The 16,252-nt window shown below is 64.6% G+C and carries 19 protein-coding genes and 1 tRNA gene; 9 read left to right on the top strand and 11 right to left on the bottom strand.

The window, feature by feature from the left end; translation table 11 throughout:
• The first annotated feature begins 136 nt into the window (after window positions 1–136).
• On the top strand, window positions 137–2,248 hold the full coding sequence (locus AC1MLZ_RS04210; RefSeq protein ID WP_480960596.1) for a prolyl oligopeptidase family serine peptidase: 2,112 nt from the start codon (window positions 137–139) through the stop codon (window positions 2,246–2,248).
• 135 nt (window positions 2,249–2,383) lie between these two features.
• Here AC1MLZ_RS04210 and AC1MLZ_RS04205 read toward each other — a convergent pair whose 3' ends face one another.
• Both AC1MLZ_RS04205 and AC1MLZ_RS04200 read right to left on the bottom strand, forming a co-directional pair.
• The gene (locus AC1MLZ_RS04205; protein WP_480960595.1) at window positions 2,384–2,935 is read right to left on the bottom strand and encodes a glycine zipper 2TM domain-containing protein; all 552 of its coding nucleotides are present in this window, start codon (window positions 2,933–2,935) and stop codon (window positions 2,384–2,386) included.
• A 92-nt stretch (window positions 2,936–3,027) separates the two neighbouring features.
• On the bottom strand, window positions 3,028–3,321 hold the full coding sequence (locus tag AC1MLZ_RS04200; protein WP_107961801.1) for a hypothetical protein: 294 nt from the start codon (window positions 3,319–3,321) through the stop codon (window positions 3,028–3,030).
• Between the two features lie 122 nt (window positions 3,322–3,443).
• Between AC1MLZ_RS04200 and AC1MLZ_RS04195 the strand changes: the two genes are divergently transcribed.
• The 3 genes from AC1MLZ_RS04195 (at window position 3,444) to AC1MLZ_RS04185 (ending at window position 5,570) form a co-directional block, all read left to right on the top strand.
• Complete coding sequence (locus tag AC1MLZ_RS04195) at window positions 3,444–4,694, top strand: metallophosphoesterase (RefSeq protein ID WP_480960594.1); 1,251 nt, start codon at window positions 3,444–3,446, stop codon at window positions 4,692–4,694.
• Between the two features lie 75 nt (window positions 4,695–4,769).
• Window positions 4,770–5,129, top strand: coding sequence for a hypothetical protein (locus tag AC1MLZ_RS04190; RefSeq protein WP_480960593.1), 360 nt, complete (start codon window positions 4,770–4,772; stop codon window positions 5,127–5,129).
• A gap of 42 nt (window positions 5,130–5,171) precedes the next feature.
• Window positions 5,172–5,570: a hypothetical protein gene (locus AC1MLZ_RS04185; protein ID WP_480960592.1), complete on the top strand. Its 399-nt coding sequence runs from the start codon at window positions 5,172–5,174 to the stop codon at window positions 5,568–5,570.
• A 51-nt stretch (window positions 5,571–5,621) separates the two neighbouring features.
• On the opposite strand, the gene AC1MLZ_RS04180 is transcribed toward AC1MLZ_RS04185, so the two are convergent.
• Complete coding sequence (locus tag AC1MLZ_RS04180; RefSeq protein WP_480960591.1) at window positions 5,622–6,047, bottom strand: organic hydroperoxide resistance protein; 426 nt, start codon at window positions 6,045–6,047, stop codon at window positions 5,622–5,624.
• Window positions 6,048–6,164: 117 nt separating this feature from the next.
• Between AC1MLZ_RS04180 and AC1MLZ_RS04175 the strand changes: the two genes are divergently transcribed.
• The 3 genes from AC1MLZ_RS04175 (at window position 6,165) to AC1MLZ_RS04165 (ending at window position 7,438) form a co-directional block, all read left to right on the top strand.
• On the top strand, window positions 6,165–6,614 hold the full coding sequence (locus AC1MLZ_RS04175) for a MarR family winged helix-turn-helix transcriptional regulator (protein WP_480960590.1): 450 nt from the start codon (window positions 6,165–6,167) through the stop codon (window positions 6,612–6,614).
• Between the two features lie 238 nt (window positions 6,615–6,852).
• Window positions 6,853–7,146: a hypothetical protein gene (locus AC1MLZ_RS04170; protein WP_480960589.1), complete on the top strand. Its 294-nt coding sequence runs from the start codon at window positions 6,853–6,855 to the stop codon at window positions 7,144–7,146.
• A 112-nt stretch (window positions 7,147–7,258) separates the two neighbouring features.
• Window positions 7,259–7,438: a hypothetical protein gene (locus tag AC1MLZ_RS04165; RefSeq protein ID WP_480960588.1), complete on the top strand. Its 180-nt coding sequence runs from the start codon at window positions 7,259–7,261 to the stop codon at window positions 7,436–7,438.
• Between the two features lie 128 nt (window positions 7,439–7,566).
• On the opposite strand, the gene AC1MLZ_RS04160 is transcribed toward AC1MLZ_RS04165, so the two are convergent.
• Window positions 7,567–7,818 (bottom strand): hypothetical protein, encoded by a 252-nt coding sequence (locus tag AC1MLZ_RS04160; protein ID WP_480960587.1) that lies wholly within the window; start codon window positions 7,816–7,818, stop codon window positions 7,567–7,569.
• Window positions 7,819–8,061: 243 nt separating this feature from the next.
• Window positions 8,062–8,137: transfer RNA gene (locus AC1MLZ_RS04155), tRNA-Ala, on the bottom strand.
• A gap of 235 nt (window positions 8,138–8,372) precedes the next feature.
• On the opposite strand from AC1MLZ_RS04155, the gene AC1MLZ_RS04150 reads away from it, so the two are divergent.
• The gene (locus tag AC1MLZ_RS04150) at window positions 8,373–9,674 is read left to right on the top strand and encodes a DUF2171 domain-containing protein (protein ID WP_480960586.1); all 1,302 of its coding nucleotides are present in this window, start codon (window positions 8,373–8,375) and stop codon (window positions 9,672–9,674) included.
• Window positions 9,675–9,815: 141 nt separating this feature from the next.
• Window positions 9,816–10,805: an NADP-dependent oxidoreductase gene (locus tag AC1MLZ_RS04145; RefSeq protein WP_480960585.1), complete on the top strand. Its 990-nt coding sequence runs from the start codon at window positions 9,816–9,818 to the stop codon at window positions 10,803–10,805.
• Window positions 10,806–11,089: 284 nt separating this feature from the next.
• On the opposite strand, the gene AC1MLZ_RS04140 is transcribed toward AC1MLZ_RS04145, so the two are convergent.
• From AC1MLZ_RS04140 to AC1MLZ_RS04115, 6 genes are read right to left on the bottom strand one after another with little or no spacing between them, the layout of a single operon-like run.
• Entirely contained in the window at window positions 11,090–12,058 is a 969-nt protein-coding gene (locus AC1MLZ_RS04140; RefSeq protein WP_480960584.1) for a magnesium and cobalt transport protein CorA, read from the bottom strand.
• A gap of 38 nt (window positions 12,059–12,096) precedes the next feature.
• Window positions 12,097–12,891, bottom strand: a complete 795-nt coding sequence (locus AC1MLZ_RS04135; RefSeq protein WP_480960583.1) for a MetQ/NlpA family ABC transporter substrate-binding protein — start codon at window positions 12,889–12,891, stop codon at window positions 12,097–12,099.
• Between the two features lie 8 nt (window positions 12,892–12,899).
• Complete coding sequence (locus tag AC1MLZ_RS04130) at window positions 12,900–13,562, bottom strand: methionine ABC transporter permease (RefSeq protein WP_480960582.1); 663 nt, start codon at window positions 13,560–13,562, stop codon at window positions 12,900–12,902.
• Complete coding sequence (locus AC1MLZ_RS04125; protein WP_480960581.1) at window positions 13,559–14,293, bottom strand: methionine ABC transporter ATP-binding protein; 735 nt, start codon at window positions 14,291–14,293, stop codon at window positions 13,559–13,561. Before AC1MLZ_RS04125 ends, AC1MLZ_RS04130 begins: the two co-directional genes overlap by 4 nt.
• Window positions 14,290–15,306, bottom strand: a complete 1,017-nt coding sequence (locus AC1MLZ_RS04120; RefSeq protein ID WP_480960580.1) for an LLM class flavin-dependent oxidoreductase — start codon at window positions 15,304–15,306, stop codon at window positions 14,290–14,292. Before AC1MLZ_RS04120 ends, AC1MLZ_RS04125 begins: the two co-directional genes overlap by 4 nt.
• Window positions 15,306–16,211: an ATP-grasp domain-containing protein gene (locus AC1MLZ_RS04115; protein ID WP_480960579.1), complete on the bottom strand. Its 906-nt coding sequence runs from the start codon at window positions 16,209–16,211 to the stop codon at window positions 15,306–15,308. The genes AC1MLZ_RS04120 and AC1MLZ_RS04115 overlap by 1 nt, the downstream gene beginning before the upstream one ends.
• Between the last annotated feature and the right edge of the window lie 41 nt (window positions 16,212–16,252).

Here is a 16,252-nt window from a genome sequence, read left to right as displayed (position 1 = left end):
CCTTCGTCACCCCGGGCTTGTTCCGGGGTCCACCGTGCCGCACACTCGCCGCGGTTTCCTATGCGGAACGGTGGACCCCGGAACAAGGCTCTCCTGAGCGAAGTCGAAGGGTCGGGGTGACGGCAAGGAGTTGTATATGCGTGGTATCTTGTTCGCGACGGCGGCGACACTCCTTGCGGGTGCACCTGCTCTCGCCCAAGTCGCACCGATGACCAAAACAGATACTGCCGCCGATCCGTATATCTGGCTCGAGGACAAGGACGGCGCAAAGCCCTTGGCCTGGGTCGAGGCGGAGAACGCGAAGACACTTCCGCGGCTCCAGAACGATCCGCGTTACAAGACCTTCTATGCGGAGGCGCTCGCGATCGCGTCGGCGAAGGATCGCATCCCGATGCCGAACCAGATGTTCGGGCGGATCTACAATTTCTGGCGCGATGCCGATCATCCGCATGGACTGTGGCGCTGGACCAGTGCGGCCGATTACGCGAGCGCAACGCCGAAATGGACTACCGCGCTCGATCTCGATGCGCTGGGCAAGGCCGAGGGCAAGCAGTGGGTGTGGAAGGGTTCGACCTGTCTCCAGCCCGAGGAGCGGCTGTGCCTGGTCGCGCTGTCCGAGGGCGGCGAGGATGCGGTGACGTATCGCGAGTTCGATCTGTCGACCGGCGCGTTCGTCGCGAACGGGTTCACGCTGCCGAAGTCGAAGCAGGACGCGAGTTGGGTCGACAAGGATACGCTGCTGGTCGCGCGCGACTGGGGGGCGGGGACGACGACTCAGTCGGGCTATGCGTTCGTGCTGAAGCAGGTGAAGCGCGGCCAGCCGCTGACCGCTGCGACCGAGGTGTATCGTGGTGCCGCGACCGACCAGGGTCCGACCGGTGCCGACGTGCTGACCGACGAGAAGGGCAACCGGCTGGTCGTGATCCAGCGCCGGAAAACGTTCTTCGGCGCGGACAAGCTGGTGTGGACGCCGGCGGGCACGCGCCCGCTGACGCTGCCAGATCGGACGTTTCCGGCAGGGATGATCGATGGACAGGTGATCTTCTCGACCAGCGACCCGTGGGGAAAGATTCCCGAGGGTGCGGTCGCGTCGGCGCCGCTTGCTGAGGTTGAGAAGGGGACGATCAACCCGACGATCGTGTTCGCACCGGGGCCGCGTCAGTCGGTCGACGGGATGACGCTGACCCGGTCGAAGCTGCTGCTGGTGGTGTCGGACAACGTCCGCGGCCGCGCGTCGGTTTACACGCACGGGGCGGGGGGCTGGACCGCCAAGCCGATCGCGCTGCCCGACAACGCCTCGATCGACGTGGCGAGCACGACCGATCGCAGCGACGACGCGTACCTGACGGTGACGGGGTTCCTGACGCCGACCTCGCTCTATTCGCTGGATGCGGCGACGGGTGCTGCGCCGAAGCCGATCAAGACCTTGCCGCCTAAGTTCGACGCGTCGAACGACGTCGTCGAGCAGTTCGAGGCGACCTCGACCGACGGGACGAAGGTCCCGTATTTCGTGGTGCACAAGAAGGGCATTACGCTCGATGGCACGACGCCGACGATGATGACGGCGTATGGCGGCTTCCAGGTGTCGATGACGCCGAGCTATTCGGGCAGCACCGGCAAGCTTTGGCTGGAGCGGGGCGGGTCTTATGTGCTCGCGAACATCCGCGGCGGCGGCGAGTTCGGGCCCAAGTGGCATGATGCCGGGCGCAAGACCAAGCGGCAGGTGATCTATGACGACTTCGCGGCTGTTGCGAAGGACCTGTTCACGCGAAAGCTGACCAGTCCGGCCAAGCTCGGCATCTATGGTGGGTCGAACGGCGGGCTGTTGATGGGCGTCGAGTTCAACCAGCATCCGGATCTGTGGAAGGCGGTGACGATCCAGGTGCCGCTGCTCGACATGATCCGGTATGAGGGGATCGCTGCGGGAGCATCGTGGGTCGACGAATATGGATCGGTGACGGTGCCCGAGGAGAAGGCGTTTCTCGAGACGATCTCGCCGTATCAGAACATCAAGAAGGGCGTTGCGTATCCGGAGCCATATATCTGGACGACCACCAAGGACGACCGCGTCGGGCCGCAGCATGCGCGGAAGTTCGCGGCGCGGTTGAAGGAGTATGGGCTGCCGTATCTGTTCTACGAGGATACCGCGGGCGGGCATTCGGGCGATGCGGATATCGAGCAGGGGGCTCGGTTGCAGGCGTTGCAGATGACGTATTTCACGCAGAAGCTGGTTGGGCCGGCGAAGTAGAAGCCGCCTTACTGTTCTACGCCCGCTCCCTTCCGTTCTCCCGCGAAAGCGGGAGCCCAGGGTCACGAGCGCTATCGCTTGCGGTCCTGGGCCCCCGCTTTCGCGGGGGAACAGTGAGGCGCTAGTTCTTCAACGTCAGCGGCAGCGGACTTGGCTGTTGCTCTGCTCGACCGCACGCCCGGCCAGGCCGCCAGCGGCCGCGCCCAGCAGCGAGCCGACGATCCGCGAACGGCCGCCGTCGATGACGTTGCCGAGGATGCCGCCACCGGCCGCACCGATGATCAGCCCGGTCGTGCCGTCGTTGCGCTTGCAGTAATATTTGCCGTCTTGTCCGGCATAGACCCGGTCGTTGGTTGCCAGCGTGCGCTCCTGGTAGTTCGGGCCCGCGCGATAGTAGCGCGAGGGGTCGTAATTGCCCTCGTCGCGCTCGTCCGGATACGCTTCCTGATAGCCGCCGCTGCGATCGGGCGCCTGGCGATAACCGCCCTGCGGCGCGTAGCTGCCACGGTTGCCGCGGACCGACTGATAGCGATCGAATTCCTGGCGGAAGATCTGCAGTTCGCTGTCGAGTCGCGACTGTGCGGCGGCAAAACGCGCGTCATCGGCCTGCGACTGCGCGAGCGCGGGGGTGGCGGCGGAAAGGCAGGTAGCGGCGATCAGTGTAGCCGTACCGAGAAAACGCTTCATGATCCGGATCCTTCCAGGGTTTCACGACGAGAGCGGGCGGCAGTATGAGACTGCCGCCCGCCCGATATCAATGGCCTATGTCGACCGCTGGATCAGCGGCAGATCTGCACGCGGCGGTTGTGGCGCCATTCGGTGCGGCAGCGGCGATTGTTGTTCCAGTTGCGACGATCGTTGTCGCGACCACGATAGCGGCGGTTGTCGTGACGATCGCCGCGGTGATCGTTCCGGCGATAGTCGCGGCGATCGCCACGATGGTCGCCGCGGTGGTCGTTGTCGCGGTATTGCTGGCTGTGCCCGCGATCACGCTGCGCTTCTGCGGGAGCGGCGGCGCCGAGGCCGAGCGTTGCAAAGGCGAGGCCCGCGGCGATGAGATGCGTAAACTTCATGAGATGTCCTCTCGAACCCGACGATCGGGATGCGCCTTTGATACGGTTGTTCGCCAGCATCGTTCCTGAACGACATTGTCGGCTGGCGTACAGGTTCGCCGAGCCCGCGCGGATATTGTCGCATGGAACCCGGCGAGGATATCGGTATGGAGTCGAACGAAGCGGGCTATCTCGATCCTCGCCTTTCGGTGGCCCGGTCGGAAATCCGGTCGAGGACGTGGGTGCCAATAGCGCTTCGGCGATGGAGACTGACGATTTTCAACCTGATATTCGCGACGCCGTGCCTGTTCGTCCTCGCGCGCTGGCTATGGCCGCTGGCGCTGCCGTTCTGGATGAAAGGCGGCATCGCCATAGTGCTCCTGCTGGCCTCGCAATATCATTTCTGGAGTCGGCTATCGTCCGGATCGATCTTCGCGCCGGAGTTTCCGCGCGCGATCGTCATTCTGTTCAATTGGGCGTTCGGCGCGATCATGCTGCTGGCGGTGCTGCAGATCCTGCTCGACCTCGGTACGCTCGCGACGATGCTGGTGCGCCGTGGATCGGTCGGGGTGCCTGATGGCGTTCGCTATGCGATCGGCGGACTCGCGGGGCTGCTCGCCGCGATCGGTGTGGCGAACGCCGTGCGAGTCCCGCCGATCGAGGATGTCGAGATCCGCGTGCGCGGCCTGCCGCCGCAATTCGACGGGTATCGGCTGTTGCAACTGACCGATCTCCATATCAGCCGCTTGTTTCCCGCACGCTGGACGCGTGCGGTCGTCGACCGGGCCAATGCGACCGGCGTCGACCTGATCGTCGTGACCGGGGACTTCATCGACGGGTCCGTCGCCATGCGCCGTACGGACGTGGCCCCGCTGGCGGATCTTCGTGCGCCGGACGGTGTGTATGCCATTCCCGGCAACCACGAATATTTCTTCGATTACGCCGCGTGGATGCGGCATCTGTCCGGGCTTGGCATTCGCATGTTGCCGAACGCACATACCGTGCTGACGCGTGGCGGCGCCGGGCTCGTGATCGCGGGCGTCACCGATCTGTCGGCCCCCGGAGCCGGACAGGCCGGCCCCGATCTCGATACCGCGCTGGCGGGTGCTCCGGCCGGCATGCCGGTCGTGCTGCTCGATCATCAACCGAAGAATGCGCGGCGGGCGGCGGCACGGGGCATCGCAATCCAGCTTTCGGGACATACGCACGGTGGCATGATCCGTGGGTTCGACCGGCTGTTCGCGTCTGCCAATGGTGGGTTCGTGACGCGGCGGTACGATGTCGATGGCATGACGCTGTACGTCAGCAACGGCACTGCGCTGTGGCCGGGGTTCGCGTTGCGACTGGGGCGGCCATCGGAGATGACGCGGATCACTCTCCGCTCAGCTCGGTAAACTGGCTCACTTCCGAATGACTTGGCGACTTTTGTTAGGACGCCCCAGGAGCTAAGTCGGGCCAAGGCGACGGCAATGACGATCGCAGGAGAGAAGCACCCTATGCGCGTGATGATGACCAGTATGTTCGTATGTCTGGCGCTGGCATCATGCGGTGCGGAACCCGACCGATCGAACCAGACGACCGTAGCGCGCGACGCCGAAACCACCGCACCGGCGGCAGAACCGACGCGAGCACCAGCGAAGGTCGCCCTGACGTCTGGTCCGTCTTCGAAGCCGGTCGCCTCGACACCGATCTCGTCGGAGCCGCTGTCCTGCAAGGCGGAGATCGGCGATGTTGCCGCCGCCAAGCGCGTGGCGATCTGCCGGAATGTCTCACCGGCGACCCATCCGCCGTGCAACGTCGTCAATAGCTGTGCGATCATCGGGAACTAGATCGCGCGGAGTTGCGCGCTGTTCGATGGGAAGGACGCGCCGATGGCCGGGTGCGGACCGGCACCAAAGAGCATGGACGCCGCCGCCGCCGTGGTGCGCCGCTATTATTCGGCGATCAATGCGCGCGACTACGCGACGGCCTGGACGCAGTGGGGCGATGACGGACGGCCGGGCCAGACGCTGGCCGCGTTCGAAGCCGGGTTCGCGCATACCCGCAGCACGCGCGTGACGATCGGTACGCTACAGCCCGGCAACGGCGGCGCGGGATCGATCTACCAGCCGGTGCCCGTCACCGTCGATGCGACGCTAGACGACGGTACGCACCAACGCTTCCGCGGCACTTATGTCATACGGCGGATCAACGATGTCGACGGCGCGTCGGCGAGCCAGTCGCGGTGGCATATCGGGTCGGCGCAATTGAAGCCGATACCCGCAGAGTAAAGACGTATCCCAAGCGGGCGGCGACATCGCGCCGCCCGCCCGGGGCATCGTTCAGGCGAGCGTCAGGCCGACATCGACATTGCCGCGCGTCGCGTTCGAATACGGGCAGATCTGATGCGCCGCATCGATCAACTGCTGCGCTTGATCGCGCTCCAGACCCGGCAGCGACACCGTCAGATCGGTCGTGATGCCGAAGCCACCAGCGGCACGCGGGCCGATGCCGACCTTGGCGGTGACGGCGACGTCGTCCGGAACCTTCACCTTCAGCTGCTGGCCCGCGACCTTGAGCGCGCCGATGAAGCAGGCGGAATAGCCGGCCGCGAACAGCTGCTCGGGGTTGCTGCCGTCGCCGCCTGCGCCGCCCAGTTCCTTCGGCGTCGAGAGTGCTACGTCGAAGCGCCCATCCTGCGAGCGTGCGTGGCCGTCACGGCCGCCGGTTGCGGTGGCTTCGGTGGTGTACTTTACGTCGATCGACATGCTCTATCTCCATATTTGTTATCGCGATAACTATCTAGGCGAATGCGATACCGAAGTCCAGCAACAATTGTCGCGATAAGCATTTTCGTGCTATTAAGGATCTTGAAGGAGCCTGCCATGTCCGATCCCCTGCCCCTCGATCAACAGCTCTGCTTTTCCCTGTATGCCGCGACGATCGCGATCAATCGCGCGTACAAGCCCGTGCTCGACCGGCTCGGCATCACCTATCCGCAGTTTCTCGTGCTCCAGACGCTGAACGAGGCGGAGGATGGCTGTTCGATCGGGGCGATAGCCGAGCGGCTCGCGCTGGAGCCGAGCACGATCACGCCACTGGCAAAGCGGCTCGAGGCCGCCGGGCTCGTCACCCGGATTCGCAACCCCGCCGACGAACGCCAGGTGCGCGTTCGCTTGACCGAGGCGGGCAGGGCGCGCTGGACCGAAACGGGTTGCCTCGGGCCGTTGATTGTCGAGCGATCCGGCATGACGCCGGACCGTCTCTCGTCGCTCAATGCGGAAGTCGCGGCACTACGCCGCGCGCTCGCCGGCGAGGTTCCGCCCACGCAGTGAAACGCCAAGCCTGCGCCTCGTAGTCCCGAGCCTCTGTCCGTTGCCTCGATCGTGCTTCCATGCAGATGTGCAATCGGGAAGAGGGCGCGACATGGGACTGTCGAGTTCAGGAGGGATGGGCGTGGTTGCTGTTACGACGTCGCGATCTCGACGACCGGCGACGAGACTCGCCTGACACGCTGATGTTCCGGCCCACCGCCGACCGCCGACCGCCGCCCGCGAGCCGTTCGCCGTACCGATGCTGCTCGTGGCGCAGTTGCTGCCGGGTCTGCTCGCGACTCCGTACATCGGTGGCCTCGTCGATGCACGTGACGCGGGCAGGCTCCTCGCTAAGGCTGCTCTGGCGGATGCCGTCGTCCATATGCTCGATGTCGCGGGCATCGCGCTGGACGGCAGTGGCAATTTCGGTGGCGATATCGGCGAGAGTCATGGCGGTCGAGGCTCCGCATTGCGGGCGACAACGCTCGCTGCCCCTTCGTCTCCCCTGACGCCGGGTAGGGCCGCCGCAATCGCGCCGAGCGGCCTGCTATAAAACTCTCGAACGGCGGAAAGTCCCTGTCCGGGACTGTTGTAAGAAACAGGTTATGGCCATGCGGTCCACAAAGATGCACGGGCCATCATGATGTAAATCAAGTGGGGCGGCGATGTTCTGGATAATTGTGGGCGGCGGGATAGCGACCGGCGCGACTTTACTGTTGCTCGTCGTCAAGAAACGCCGTCGTCGCGCGGGCGGGTCTTCAAGCCGGTATATCCACGATGCAGACAGCACGCGGGAATGGACGATGATGGACCAACATAAGGATCACGAGAACCGTCGCGGCTGACGGTGGTTGCCGCCGGGCTTTGGCTGTTCGAAGTCTTCGATATTTAGAGGTATTGGGTGTTGATGACGACTTCGCGCTTCGGTGGGGAGTAGCAAAAGGGGCGGCGGTTCTTCGCCGCCCCAACCGACTTAGTTGCTGTCGGAATTGTCGTCGTTGTCGATCGCCATGTACAGACCGCCGCCAACTGCGACGGCAGCGATAGCGATGATCAGCAGGCCGGAGCCGCTCATGTCGGCGAAATTGCTCTTCTTCCCGGTCGAGGTCGCGGCGCGAACCGACTTCGTGGTCGAAAGCGATGCTGCGGAGTTCGAGGCTGCGCTTGCGGCCACTGGCATTGCTGCAACGGCGATCGCGGACAGGGAGAGGATGAGTTTACGCATTTGAACGCTCCAATATTTTTACAAGAAGGGCACAAATAGGAGATTTCGCGCCGATATTGAAGGACTAATTTATATCAAGTCGGTCGTGAATGGGCTCAGTTTCGTACTTCCCGAGGAGCTTCGAATGCCGCTGAAGTCCAAGCGAGGACCAAGTCAGATCGGCTGCACGCTTGAACCCGGCAAAGTCGGTGCTAGTCGCCTCTTCGGCCGAGTAACAACTTAATGATTTGAGTATCTTGATGCTGGTGGAGCCGAAGGGAATCGAACCCTTGACCTCCGCAGTGCGATTGCGGCGCTCTCCCATCTGAGCTACGGCCCCGTGCGTTGGCCAGAGGCCATGATCCGGTCATTAGCGGGTGGTTTTGGGCGATGCAACTATCGCTGCAGTCCGTCCCGCATGTCGTCGCAAGGCTGCGTCCTGTCGCCGCCACACGGCCGCGTTTGCAGGAACATTCACCGTTTTCGGCCTTTGTAGTTTTCGGAGTGTACGGCCGCGCGATCGACACATCGATCGACGAAGTCGACAGCCGCAGGACAGCAATTAGGAGGTTCCTATGGTCTACGAACGCTATACCCGAGATCGTCAGTCGGGCGATTATTTCGGCCGGCCCAACTCGCAGGATTATGGACGCGATTTCCGCTCCGATGGCGGCGACTATGGTCGATCCAGCGCGCGCGAATATGAAGCGGCCGGCGAATATGATCGCGATGACAACCGCGGTGGCCGTTCGCAGGCCGATCAAGCGCGTGATGAACAGGGTCGCGGCGACCAATATGGTCGGGAGCAGGGCGGTCGTGACTATTATGGTGGCCACAATGATCGTTCGCAGCCGTCGGGCGGTGACCGCTATGGGCAGTCCCGTTATGGTCAGTCCCGTTATGGTCAGGCGTCGGGCCAGGGGTATAGCCAGCAGCGCTCGGGGCAAGGCTATGGCCAGCAATCCTACGGACAGCGCAGCCAGGGCTCGGGCGATACCGAATATCACGGCAGCTATGCGTCGGACGGTCGCCGCTTCGAGGACGTAGGTCGCAACCGCGACGCGGACGATGACAACCGCCGCGGCAACGCGTCGCGTGGCGATAGCCGTAATTATGGTCGCCAGCCCCAGGGTTACGACTATGACGATCGCGGGTTCATCGCGCGTGCAGGCGACGAGGTTCGCTCGTGGTTCGGTGACGACGAGGCCGAGCGTCGCCGCGAAGCCGATGCGCGCTACGACGAGCGGTCCTATGGCAACTCGGACAACCGTTCGTCCGGCAACCGCTCGTCGAACACGCACGATGACCATTACCATAGCTGGCGCAGTACGCAGATCGCGGCGCTCGACCGCGACTATGACGAGTATCGCAACGAGAACCGCTCGAAGTTCGAAAACGAGTTTTCGTCGTGGCGGACCGAGCGTCAGGGGCAGCGCAGCTCGCTGTCACAGGTCATCGAGCATATGGAAGTCGTCGGTTCGGACGGCAGCCATGTCGGCACGGTCGACAAGGTGAAGGGCGACCGGATCCTGCTGACCAAGAACGACAAGGATGCGGGCGGCGTGCACCACTCGATCCCGTCGCGCTGGATCAAGACCGTCGACGGCAAGGTGACGCTCTCGAAGTCGGCTGACGAAGCCAAGGCGGCATGGAAAGAGAAAGAGCGCAACTCGGCGATGTTCGATTACGGCGATCGTACTGGCGGCGATCGCATCGGTGGCGACAAGAAGGACGCCTCGAACACCGACTATGGCACGTCGCCAACTGCGCCATCTTCGACCAACGGCACCGACGTCAGCGGTCAGCCTATGACGGGCACCGGCACGACCAGTACGTCGGGCCAGACCCTCGGCAAGAGCTTTTCGGGCACCTATTGATCGCTCGGTGGCAATGATCGGGGTCCTGCGATCCCGATCCGACAAGAGCCCGGGCGGAAACGTCCGGGCTTTTTTGCGGGTTGCGCTGCGGGCACGTTTTGCCATACCCGCGATACGAATATTCTAGACAGGAGCAAAGATATGGCCCGTGCATGGAGCCTGAAGGCGCGTCCGCAAGGCATGCCGAAGCATACCGACTTCGCCATGATCGATCTCGACCAGTCCTCGCTGGGTGCAGGCGAGGTCCGTATCGCCAATCGCTGGCTGTCGGTCGACCCGTACATGCGCGGGCGGATGAATGACGTGAAAAGCTATGTCCCGCCGTTCGCGCTGGGCGAGGCGATGCAGGGCGGCGCGGTCGGCGAAGTGGTCGCGAGTAACGACGACGGCATCAAGGTCGGCGACATGGTCTTGCACATGGCGGGCTGGCGCGACGAGGCGGTGGTGCCGGCGGCGCAGGTGCAGAAGCTGCCAGGGCTCGACGTGCCGCCACAGGCGTTTCTGGGACAGCTCGGGATGCCGGGGATGACCGGATATTTCGGGTTGCTCCAGGTCGCCGAAGCCAAGGCAGGCGACACGGTGTTCGTGTCGGCGGCGGCGGGCGCGGTCGGCTCGACCGTGGTACAGGTCGCGAAGGCCAAGGGCATGACCGTGATCGGGTCTGCGGGCGGCGCGGAGAAATGCGCCTGGGTGAAGTCGCTCGGGGCGGACGCGGTGATCGACTACAAGGGTGACGTGCCGGTGGTGAAGGCGCTTGGCCAGGTCGCTCCGAAGGGCATCGACGTTTACTTCGACAATGTCGGCGGCGAACATCTCGACGCCGCGCTTGCACATGCGAATATGCATGCGCGGTTCGCAGTGTGCGGGATGATCGACGTCTACAACAGCGGCGCGGCGACGCAGCTGAAATATCTCGCGCGGCTGATCGGCAACCGCATCCAGATCCGCGGGTTCATCGTCAGCGATTTCATGGATCGCGCCGAGGAGTTCTACAAGGACATGGGCGGGATGCTGGCTGCGGGGACGTTGAAGCGGCAGGAGACCGTGCATGAGGGGCTGGAGGCGATGCCGGATGCGTTCCTGGGGCTGTTCTCGGGTGGGAATACGGGGAAGATGCTCGTCAAGGTTTGAACGACAGTCGCTCGGCGTTTGATCCTCCCCCGCCAGGGGGAGGTGGCGCCGAAGGCGACGGAGGGGGCGGACTGCACAACAGCGGTTTGCCCTTACCTCCCCTTCGTCTGGCGAGTGCCAGCCACCTCCCCCTGGCGGGGGAGGATGAAGTAAGGGGCTGGTTTCACCCTCGTCACCCTGGACTGGTTCCGGGGTGCACGGTGCCGCGAAACGACGGCTGGCGAGTATGGCGGCCGGTGGATGCCGGAACGAGCCCGGCATGACGGAGTGGGTGGTCGTCCCCGCTACAGCCACTTCGCCTGCTTGAACTTCACATACAGCGCCGAACAGACCACCCCGATCACGGCCAGCACGACGAAGTATCCGTACTCCGTCTTTAGCTCCGGCATGTTCTCGAAGTTCATGCCGTAGATCCCGGCGATCGCGGTCGGCACGGCGAGGATCGCGGCCCATGCAGCGAGCTGGCGGGTGATCGCGCCGGTGCGTTGCTGCTCCAGCAGGTTGCTGAACTCGAACACGGATGTCAGCACTTCGCGCAACCCCTCGACCATCGTCTGCACGCGGCGGACGTGATCAAGGACGTCGCTGAAATAGGGTTTGGCCTCGGAGTCGATGCAGGGGACGTCGAGGCGGACGATCTTGCTCGCGACCTCGCCCATCGGGCCGAGAATGCGTTGGAAGCGGATCATTTCGCGCCTGAGCCCGAAGATCCGGACGATCTCGTCGCGGCCGAGGAACGCGTCGATCGTGCGTTGCTCCATCGCCAGCACCTCGTCCTCGATGCTCTCCATGATCGGCAGGTAGCCGTCGACGACGTAGTCGAGGATCGCGTGGAGGACATAGTCTACGCCGTTGATCAGCAAGGTCGGCGCGGCCTCGAGCTGTTCGCGCAGCGCCTTGTGCGATCGCGCCGAACCGTGGCGGACGCTGATGATGTGGCTGTGGCCGACGAAGATCGCGGTCTCCCCGTAAGCGATCTTGTCCGCCTCGAGCTGCGCGGTGCGCGCCACGACGAACAGCTGGTCGCCGTACACATCGACCTTGGGCAACTGGTCCGCCTTGATCGCGTCCTCCACCGCCAGCGGGTGGAGATTATACTGCTCCTTGAGCGTCCGCATCTCGTCGTCGGTCGGGTCGCAGATGCCGATCCAGACGAACTCGGAACGATCCGCGGGGCAATCGACCCTTTCGTCGATCGAGACCGCGCGGACGCGCTTGCCATGACGATAGAGATACGCGGCGACGACCGTCATGGAGCCTCTGAATTACACGAACGAGGCTCGCGCCGGTATCAGAACGCCGGCAACACCGCACCCCGATAATGCTGCTCGATGAAGGTCTTGGTAGCCGGACTGCGCAACGCAGCGATCAGCTTCACCACCCGCGGGTCCTTCTCGTTGCCGGGCAGGCCGACGACGAAATTGACATAGGGGCTGTTCTTGTCCTCGATCGCGAGCGCGTCGCGGACCGGGTTGAGCTTCGCGTCGAGCGCGTAGTTGGTGTTGATCAGCGCGAGATCGACCTCGCCGAGCGTACGGGGCAGGGTGGCGCCCTCCAGCTCCTTGAACTGCAGGTTGCGCGGGTTGGTCGCGATGTCGTTGAGGCTTGCCAGCGGGTTGGTCGGGTTCCGGAGCGTGATCAGCCCGGCCTTTTGCAGCAACAGCAGCGCGCGGCCACCGTTGCTCGGCTCGTTCGGGATCGCGACGGTCGCGCCGTTCGGGATCTGCGCGATCGACTTCCACTTGCGCGAATAGGCGCCCAGCGGTTCGACATGGACGCCGGCATAGGTCACCAGATGCGTGCCGCGCGAGGCGTTGAACTGGTCGAGATACGGCTTGGTCTCGAAATAGCTGACGTCGATCTGCTTCTGCTCGACCTGGAGGTTGGGCTGGACGTAATCGTTGAAGACGCGGATCTGGAGATTTACGCCTTCCTTTGCCAGAGACGGCTTGATCGATTCCAGGATCTCGGCATGCGGGACCGCAGTCGCGGCGATCGTCAGCGTCTTGCCGTCGTTGGTCTTGGCGCCACCGCAGGCGGCGAGCGCGAGCACGGAGAGCGTAGCAAGGAGCGTGCGGCGGTTCATAGACATTCCTAGCGGCGGGTGAAATGGCGGGCGAGCGCGTCGCCGGCATATTGGATGATCTGGACGAGCACGACCAGCAGCACGACGGTGACGACCATGACGTCGGTCTGGAAGCGCTGATAGCCGAACCGGATCGCGAGATCGCCGAGGCCGCCGGCGCCGACGACGCCCGCCATCGCGGTGAACGAGACGAGCGCGACCGCCGTGACGGTGGCGCCGGCGATCAGCCCGGGAAGTGCCTCGGGGATCAGCGCGCCGGTGACGATCTGGCGCGTGGTGGCGCCCATCGCCTGCACCGCCTCGATCGTGGTGCGGTCGACTTCCTTGAGCGAGCCCTCGACGAGCCGCGCGTAGAACGGCGCCGCCCCGACGACGAGCGGCGGGATCGCGCCCGCGACACCGAGCGAAGTGCCGACGAGCATGACGGTGAGCGGGATCATCACGATCAGCAGGATGATGAACGGCACCGAGCGGAGGATGTTGACGATGATGCCGAGAACGGCGTTGGCGACGCGGTTCTGCGACAGCCGGCCCTGCCCGGTGAGGTAGAGCAGCACGCCGAGCGGGAGTCCGAGTGCGATCGTCAGGACGAGGGAGCCGCCGAGCATGATAAGCGTGTCGAGGCAGGCCTGGCCGATGTCCGACCAGTCGATGTTGGCGAAGAAGCTCATGCTGCGAGCGCCGCGAGCATCCGCTTCGTCGCCGGGTGCGTGGCGTTGGCGAAGATGTCGGTGACCTCGCCGGTCTCGACGATGCGGCCGCGTTCGAGGACGGCTACGCGGTCGCAGACGTAACGGACGACGTCCATCTCGTGGGTGATCAGGACGATCGTCAGGCCGAGGTCCCGGTTCAGCTCGCGGAGGAGGGTCAGAACCGAGCGGGTCGTCTCGGGATCCAGCGCGCTGGTGGCTTCGTCGCACAGGAGGATGTCGGGATCAGTGGCGAGGGCGCGGGCGATGCCGACGCGTTGCTTCTGGCCGCCGGAGAGTTGTGCGGGGTATTTGGTGGCGTGATCGGACAGGCCTACGCGGTCAAGCAATGCCGCTACCTTCGTCTCACGCTCGGCCTTTGCGACACCGGTGAGGACCAGCGGGAAGGCGACGTTCGCCGCGACTGTGCGCGACGACAGCAGACCGAAGTTCTGGAAGATCATGCCGATCCGGCGGCGCAACGCACGCAGGTCCGAGGCTGACAATGCCGCGACGTCGACGCCATCGACCTCGACCCGGCCCGAAGTCGGACGTTCGAGCGCGTTGATCAGGCGGATCAGCGTCGACTTGCCTGCGCCCGACTGGCCGATGACACCGAACACGCCGCGCGCCGGAATCTCCAGCGATACGCCGTCGAGTGCTGCCGCTTCGCTTGCCGGGTAGGTTTTAACGACGTCGGTGAGGCGGATCATGCGGTCCCCATGACCTGCGACGCGAACCGCTCCATTTCTTCGGCCTGAGGGCTCATCTGGAGCAGCAACAGGTCGAGACCCGCGGCCTCGTATTCCGCAACGCGCTCCTTTAGCTGTTCGGGCGTGCCGACCAGATTGGGGCGCAGGCCGCGGTTGGAGACGGAGTATTCCTGGATCTTCAACTCGCGTTCGAGCTGCGTGCCCGACAGCCACTGGTCGAAGTTCGCATAGCCTGCAGGGAGTTCGGTGACGCTGGTGATGCGTTCCAACTCGCGCTTCGCCTCGGCCTCGCTGTCGCGCACGATCGCGTAGGCGGCCATGCCGTACTGCATCGGTGCGCCACCGGCCGCCGCGCGTCGCGCTGCCATGTCGGCAATCTTCGGGGCAATCGCGTCGGCCGGGTCGCCGTGCATGACGTAGGCGTCGCACTGCGCGGCGATCATCGCCTTGGCCTTCTCGCTCTCGCCGCCCGCATAGACGATCGGGCGCTTGGCGGGCTTGGGCGCGCAGATCGCCTGTTCGGTGGTGTAGAATTGGCCGGCGAAGTCGAACCGCTCCTGAGTCCACAACCCGTCGACGACGGTCAGCCATTCGGCGGTGCGGGCGTAGCGATCGTCGTGCTGGTCGAACTGGAGGCCGTATTGCTTGGCCTCGTCCGCCCACCAGGACGACACGACGTTCAGCGCGAGCCGCCCGCCCGAAATCCGGTCGATGTTCGCCGCCGCCTTGGCGAACAGCGCGGGGTGGTGGAAGTTCGGGCGGACCGCGACCATCAGTTCGATGCTGTCGGTCACCGCCGCCAGCGCTGCCGCGGTCGACCACGCGTCGAGAGCAGGCTGTTCGATGCCCTTGATATCGTTGAGATTCAGCTCGGCAATCAGCGTCAGGTCATAGCCCCAGCGCTCGGCGTTCTGCGTCAGTGCCTTGGTGTAGGCCCAGCTCGCCTCCATCCCCTCGTCGGGGACGTTGCGGAGCCAGCCGCCGAAGACCGGAGTCCAGTAACCATAGCGCATCAGCGTGCCTTCCCAATCTGTTTGATCAGGTAATCGACGAGGCGGTCGTGCGGATCCCAGCCGAGCACCTCCAATGGCTTTGCGACGAAGTTCGACAGCGCGTTGATGTCGTAGAAGCGCGCAATGCCATCGCGGTCGTCGATCATCACCTCGACCCCGCCAACGTCGAGATCGACCGCGCTGGCGATCGCTTCGGCGGCGTCCTTCAACGTCTGCGAGGGCTCGACCGCAGCCATCTTGATGCCGGAGCCGGGGACGACGCAGGCGTCCGCCGGGCAGAGATCGAACGCGCCGCCGCCGGCGACCTCGATGGCGTAGAGGAACTTGCGGTCGAGCGTCTCGATCCGGGTGATCGTGCCATCGCGGACGGGGACGTATTCCTGAACCAGCAACACGCCGTCGACGCTGCTCGGCAGGCCGGCGTCGGCGACTGCGGTGCGCAACTCGTCGAGGCTGTCGAAGCGGATGATGCCGGCGCCCGATCCGCCGATATTGGCTTTCACGACCAGCGGGAAGCGAAGCGTCTGCGCGGCGGGGACGACGTCGGCGGCGCGGTGGACCACGCGGGTCTCCGGGATTGCGAGGCCGAGCGACGCGATCAGCGACAATTGGCGAGCCTTCGAGGCGTCGATCGCGAGGACGTCGGTGCCGTTGATCACGCGCGCGCCCGTGCGGCGCCAGTGATCGAGCATCGCCATCGTGTCGAAGATCGGATGCTCGTCGTTGCGGAGGAAGCTCGACATCGCGATGCGGTTGAAGACCACGGGCGCGGGGGCGCTACGGTCGGCGGGGTTCCAGAAGCCGTCGGGCGTCGCGCGGGTGAACGCAACGCCGCGGCGGTCAAGGGCGGCGAACAGCGGTTCGAACCAGAGCGGGTGCTCGTAGAGAATGGCAAGATCGGTCATCGCGTCCCGGATACGCATTGCGTGCGGGCGTGCAAACCCAA

It is taken from the genome of Sphingomonas sp. PEI4, assembly GCF_056679955.1.
This window is presented reverse-complemented; position numbering and strand designations above follow the sequence as displayed.

What these genes read in the sequence shown, in the direction of transcription:
- AC1MLZ_RS04210 (WP_480960596.1), top strand. Translation starts at nt 137, where the DNA reads ATGCGTGGTATCTTGTTCGCGACGGCGGCGACACTCCTTGCGGGTGCA.
- AC1MLZ_RS04205 (WP_480960595.1), bottom strand. Translation starts at nt 2,935, where the DNA reads ATGAAGCGTTTTCTCGGTACGGCTACACTGATCGCCGCTACCTGCCTT.
- AC1MLZ_RS04200 (WP_107961801.1), bottom strand. Translation starts at nt 3,321, where the DNA reads ATGAAGTTTACGCATCTCATCGCCGCGGGCCTCGCCTTTGCAACGCTC.
- AC1MLZ_RS04195 (WP_480960594.1), top strand. Translation starts at nt 3,444, where the DNA reads ATGGAACCCGGCGAGGATATCGGTATGGAGTCGAACGAAGCGGGCTAT.
- AC1MLZ_RS04190 (WP_480960593.1), top strand. Translation starts at nt 4,770, where the DNA reads ATGACGATCGCAGGAGAGAAGCACCCTATGCGCGTGATGATGACCAGT.
- AC1MLZ_RS04185 (WP_480960592.1), top strand. Translation starts at nt 5,172, where the DNA reads ATGGCCGGGTGCGGACCGGCACCAAAGAGCATGGACGCCGCCGCCGCC.
- AC1MLZ_RS04180 (WP_480960591.1), bottom strand. Translation starts at nt 6,047, where the DNA reads ATGTCGATCGACGTAAAGTACACCACCGAAGCCACCGCAACCGGCGGC.
- AC1MLZ_RS04175 (WP_480960590.1), top strand. Translation starts at nt 6,165, where the DNA reads ATGTCCGATCCCCTGCCCCTCGATCAACAGCTCTGCTTTTCCCTGTAT.
- AC1MLZ_RS04170 (WP_480960589.1), top strand. Translation starts at nt 6,853, where the DNA reads ATGCTGCTCGTGGCGCAGTTGCTGCCGGGTCTGCTCGCGACTCCGTAC.
- AC1MLZ_RS04165 (WP_480960588.1), top strand. Translation starts at nt 7,259, where the DNA reads ATGTTCTGGATAATTGTGGGCGGCGGGATAGCGACCGGCGCGACTTTA.
- AC1MLZ_RS04160 (WP_480960587.1), bottom strand. Translation starts at nt 7,818, where the DNA reads ATGCGTAAACTCATCCTCTCCCTGTCCGCGATCGCCGTTGCAGCAATG.
- AC1MLZ_RS04150 (WP_480960586.1), top strand. Translation starts at nt 8,373, where the DNA reads ATGGTCTACGAACGCTATACCCGAGATCGTCAGTCGGGCGATTATTTC.
- AC1MLZ_RS04145 (WP_480960585.1), top strand. Translation starts at nt 9,816, where the DNA reads ATGGCCCGTGCATGGAGCCTGAAGGCGCGTCCGCAAGGCATGCCGAAG.
- AC1MLZ_RS04140 (WP_480960584.1), bottom strand. Translation starts at nt 12,058, where the DNA reads ATGACGGTCGTCGCCGCGTATCTCTATCGTCATGGCAAGCGCGTCCGC.
- AC1MLZ_RS04135 (WP_480960583.1), bottom strand. Translation starts at nt 12,891, where the DNA reads ATGAACCGCCGCACGCTCCTTGCTACGCTCTCCGTGCTCGCGCTCGCC.
- AC1MLZ_RS04130 (WP_480960582.1), bottom strand. Translation starts at nt 13,562, where the DNA reads ATGAGCTTCTTCGCCAACATCGACTGGTCGGACATCGGCCAGGCCTGC.
- AC1MLZ_RS04125 (WP_480960581.1), bottom strand. Translation starts at nt 14,293, where the DNA reads ATGATCCGCCTCACCGACGTCGTTAAAACCTACCCGGCAAGCGAAGCG.
- AC1MLZ_RS04120 (WP_480960580.1), bottom strand. Translation starts at nt 15,306, where the DNA reads ATGCGCTATGGTTACTGGACTCCGGTCTTCGGCGGCTGGCTCCGCAAC.
- AC1MLZ_RS04115 (WP_480960579.1), bottom strand. Translation starts at nt 16,211, where the DNA reads ATGACCGATCTTGCCATTCTCTACGAGCACCCGCTCTGGTTCGAACCG.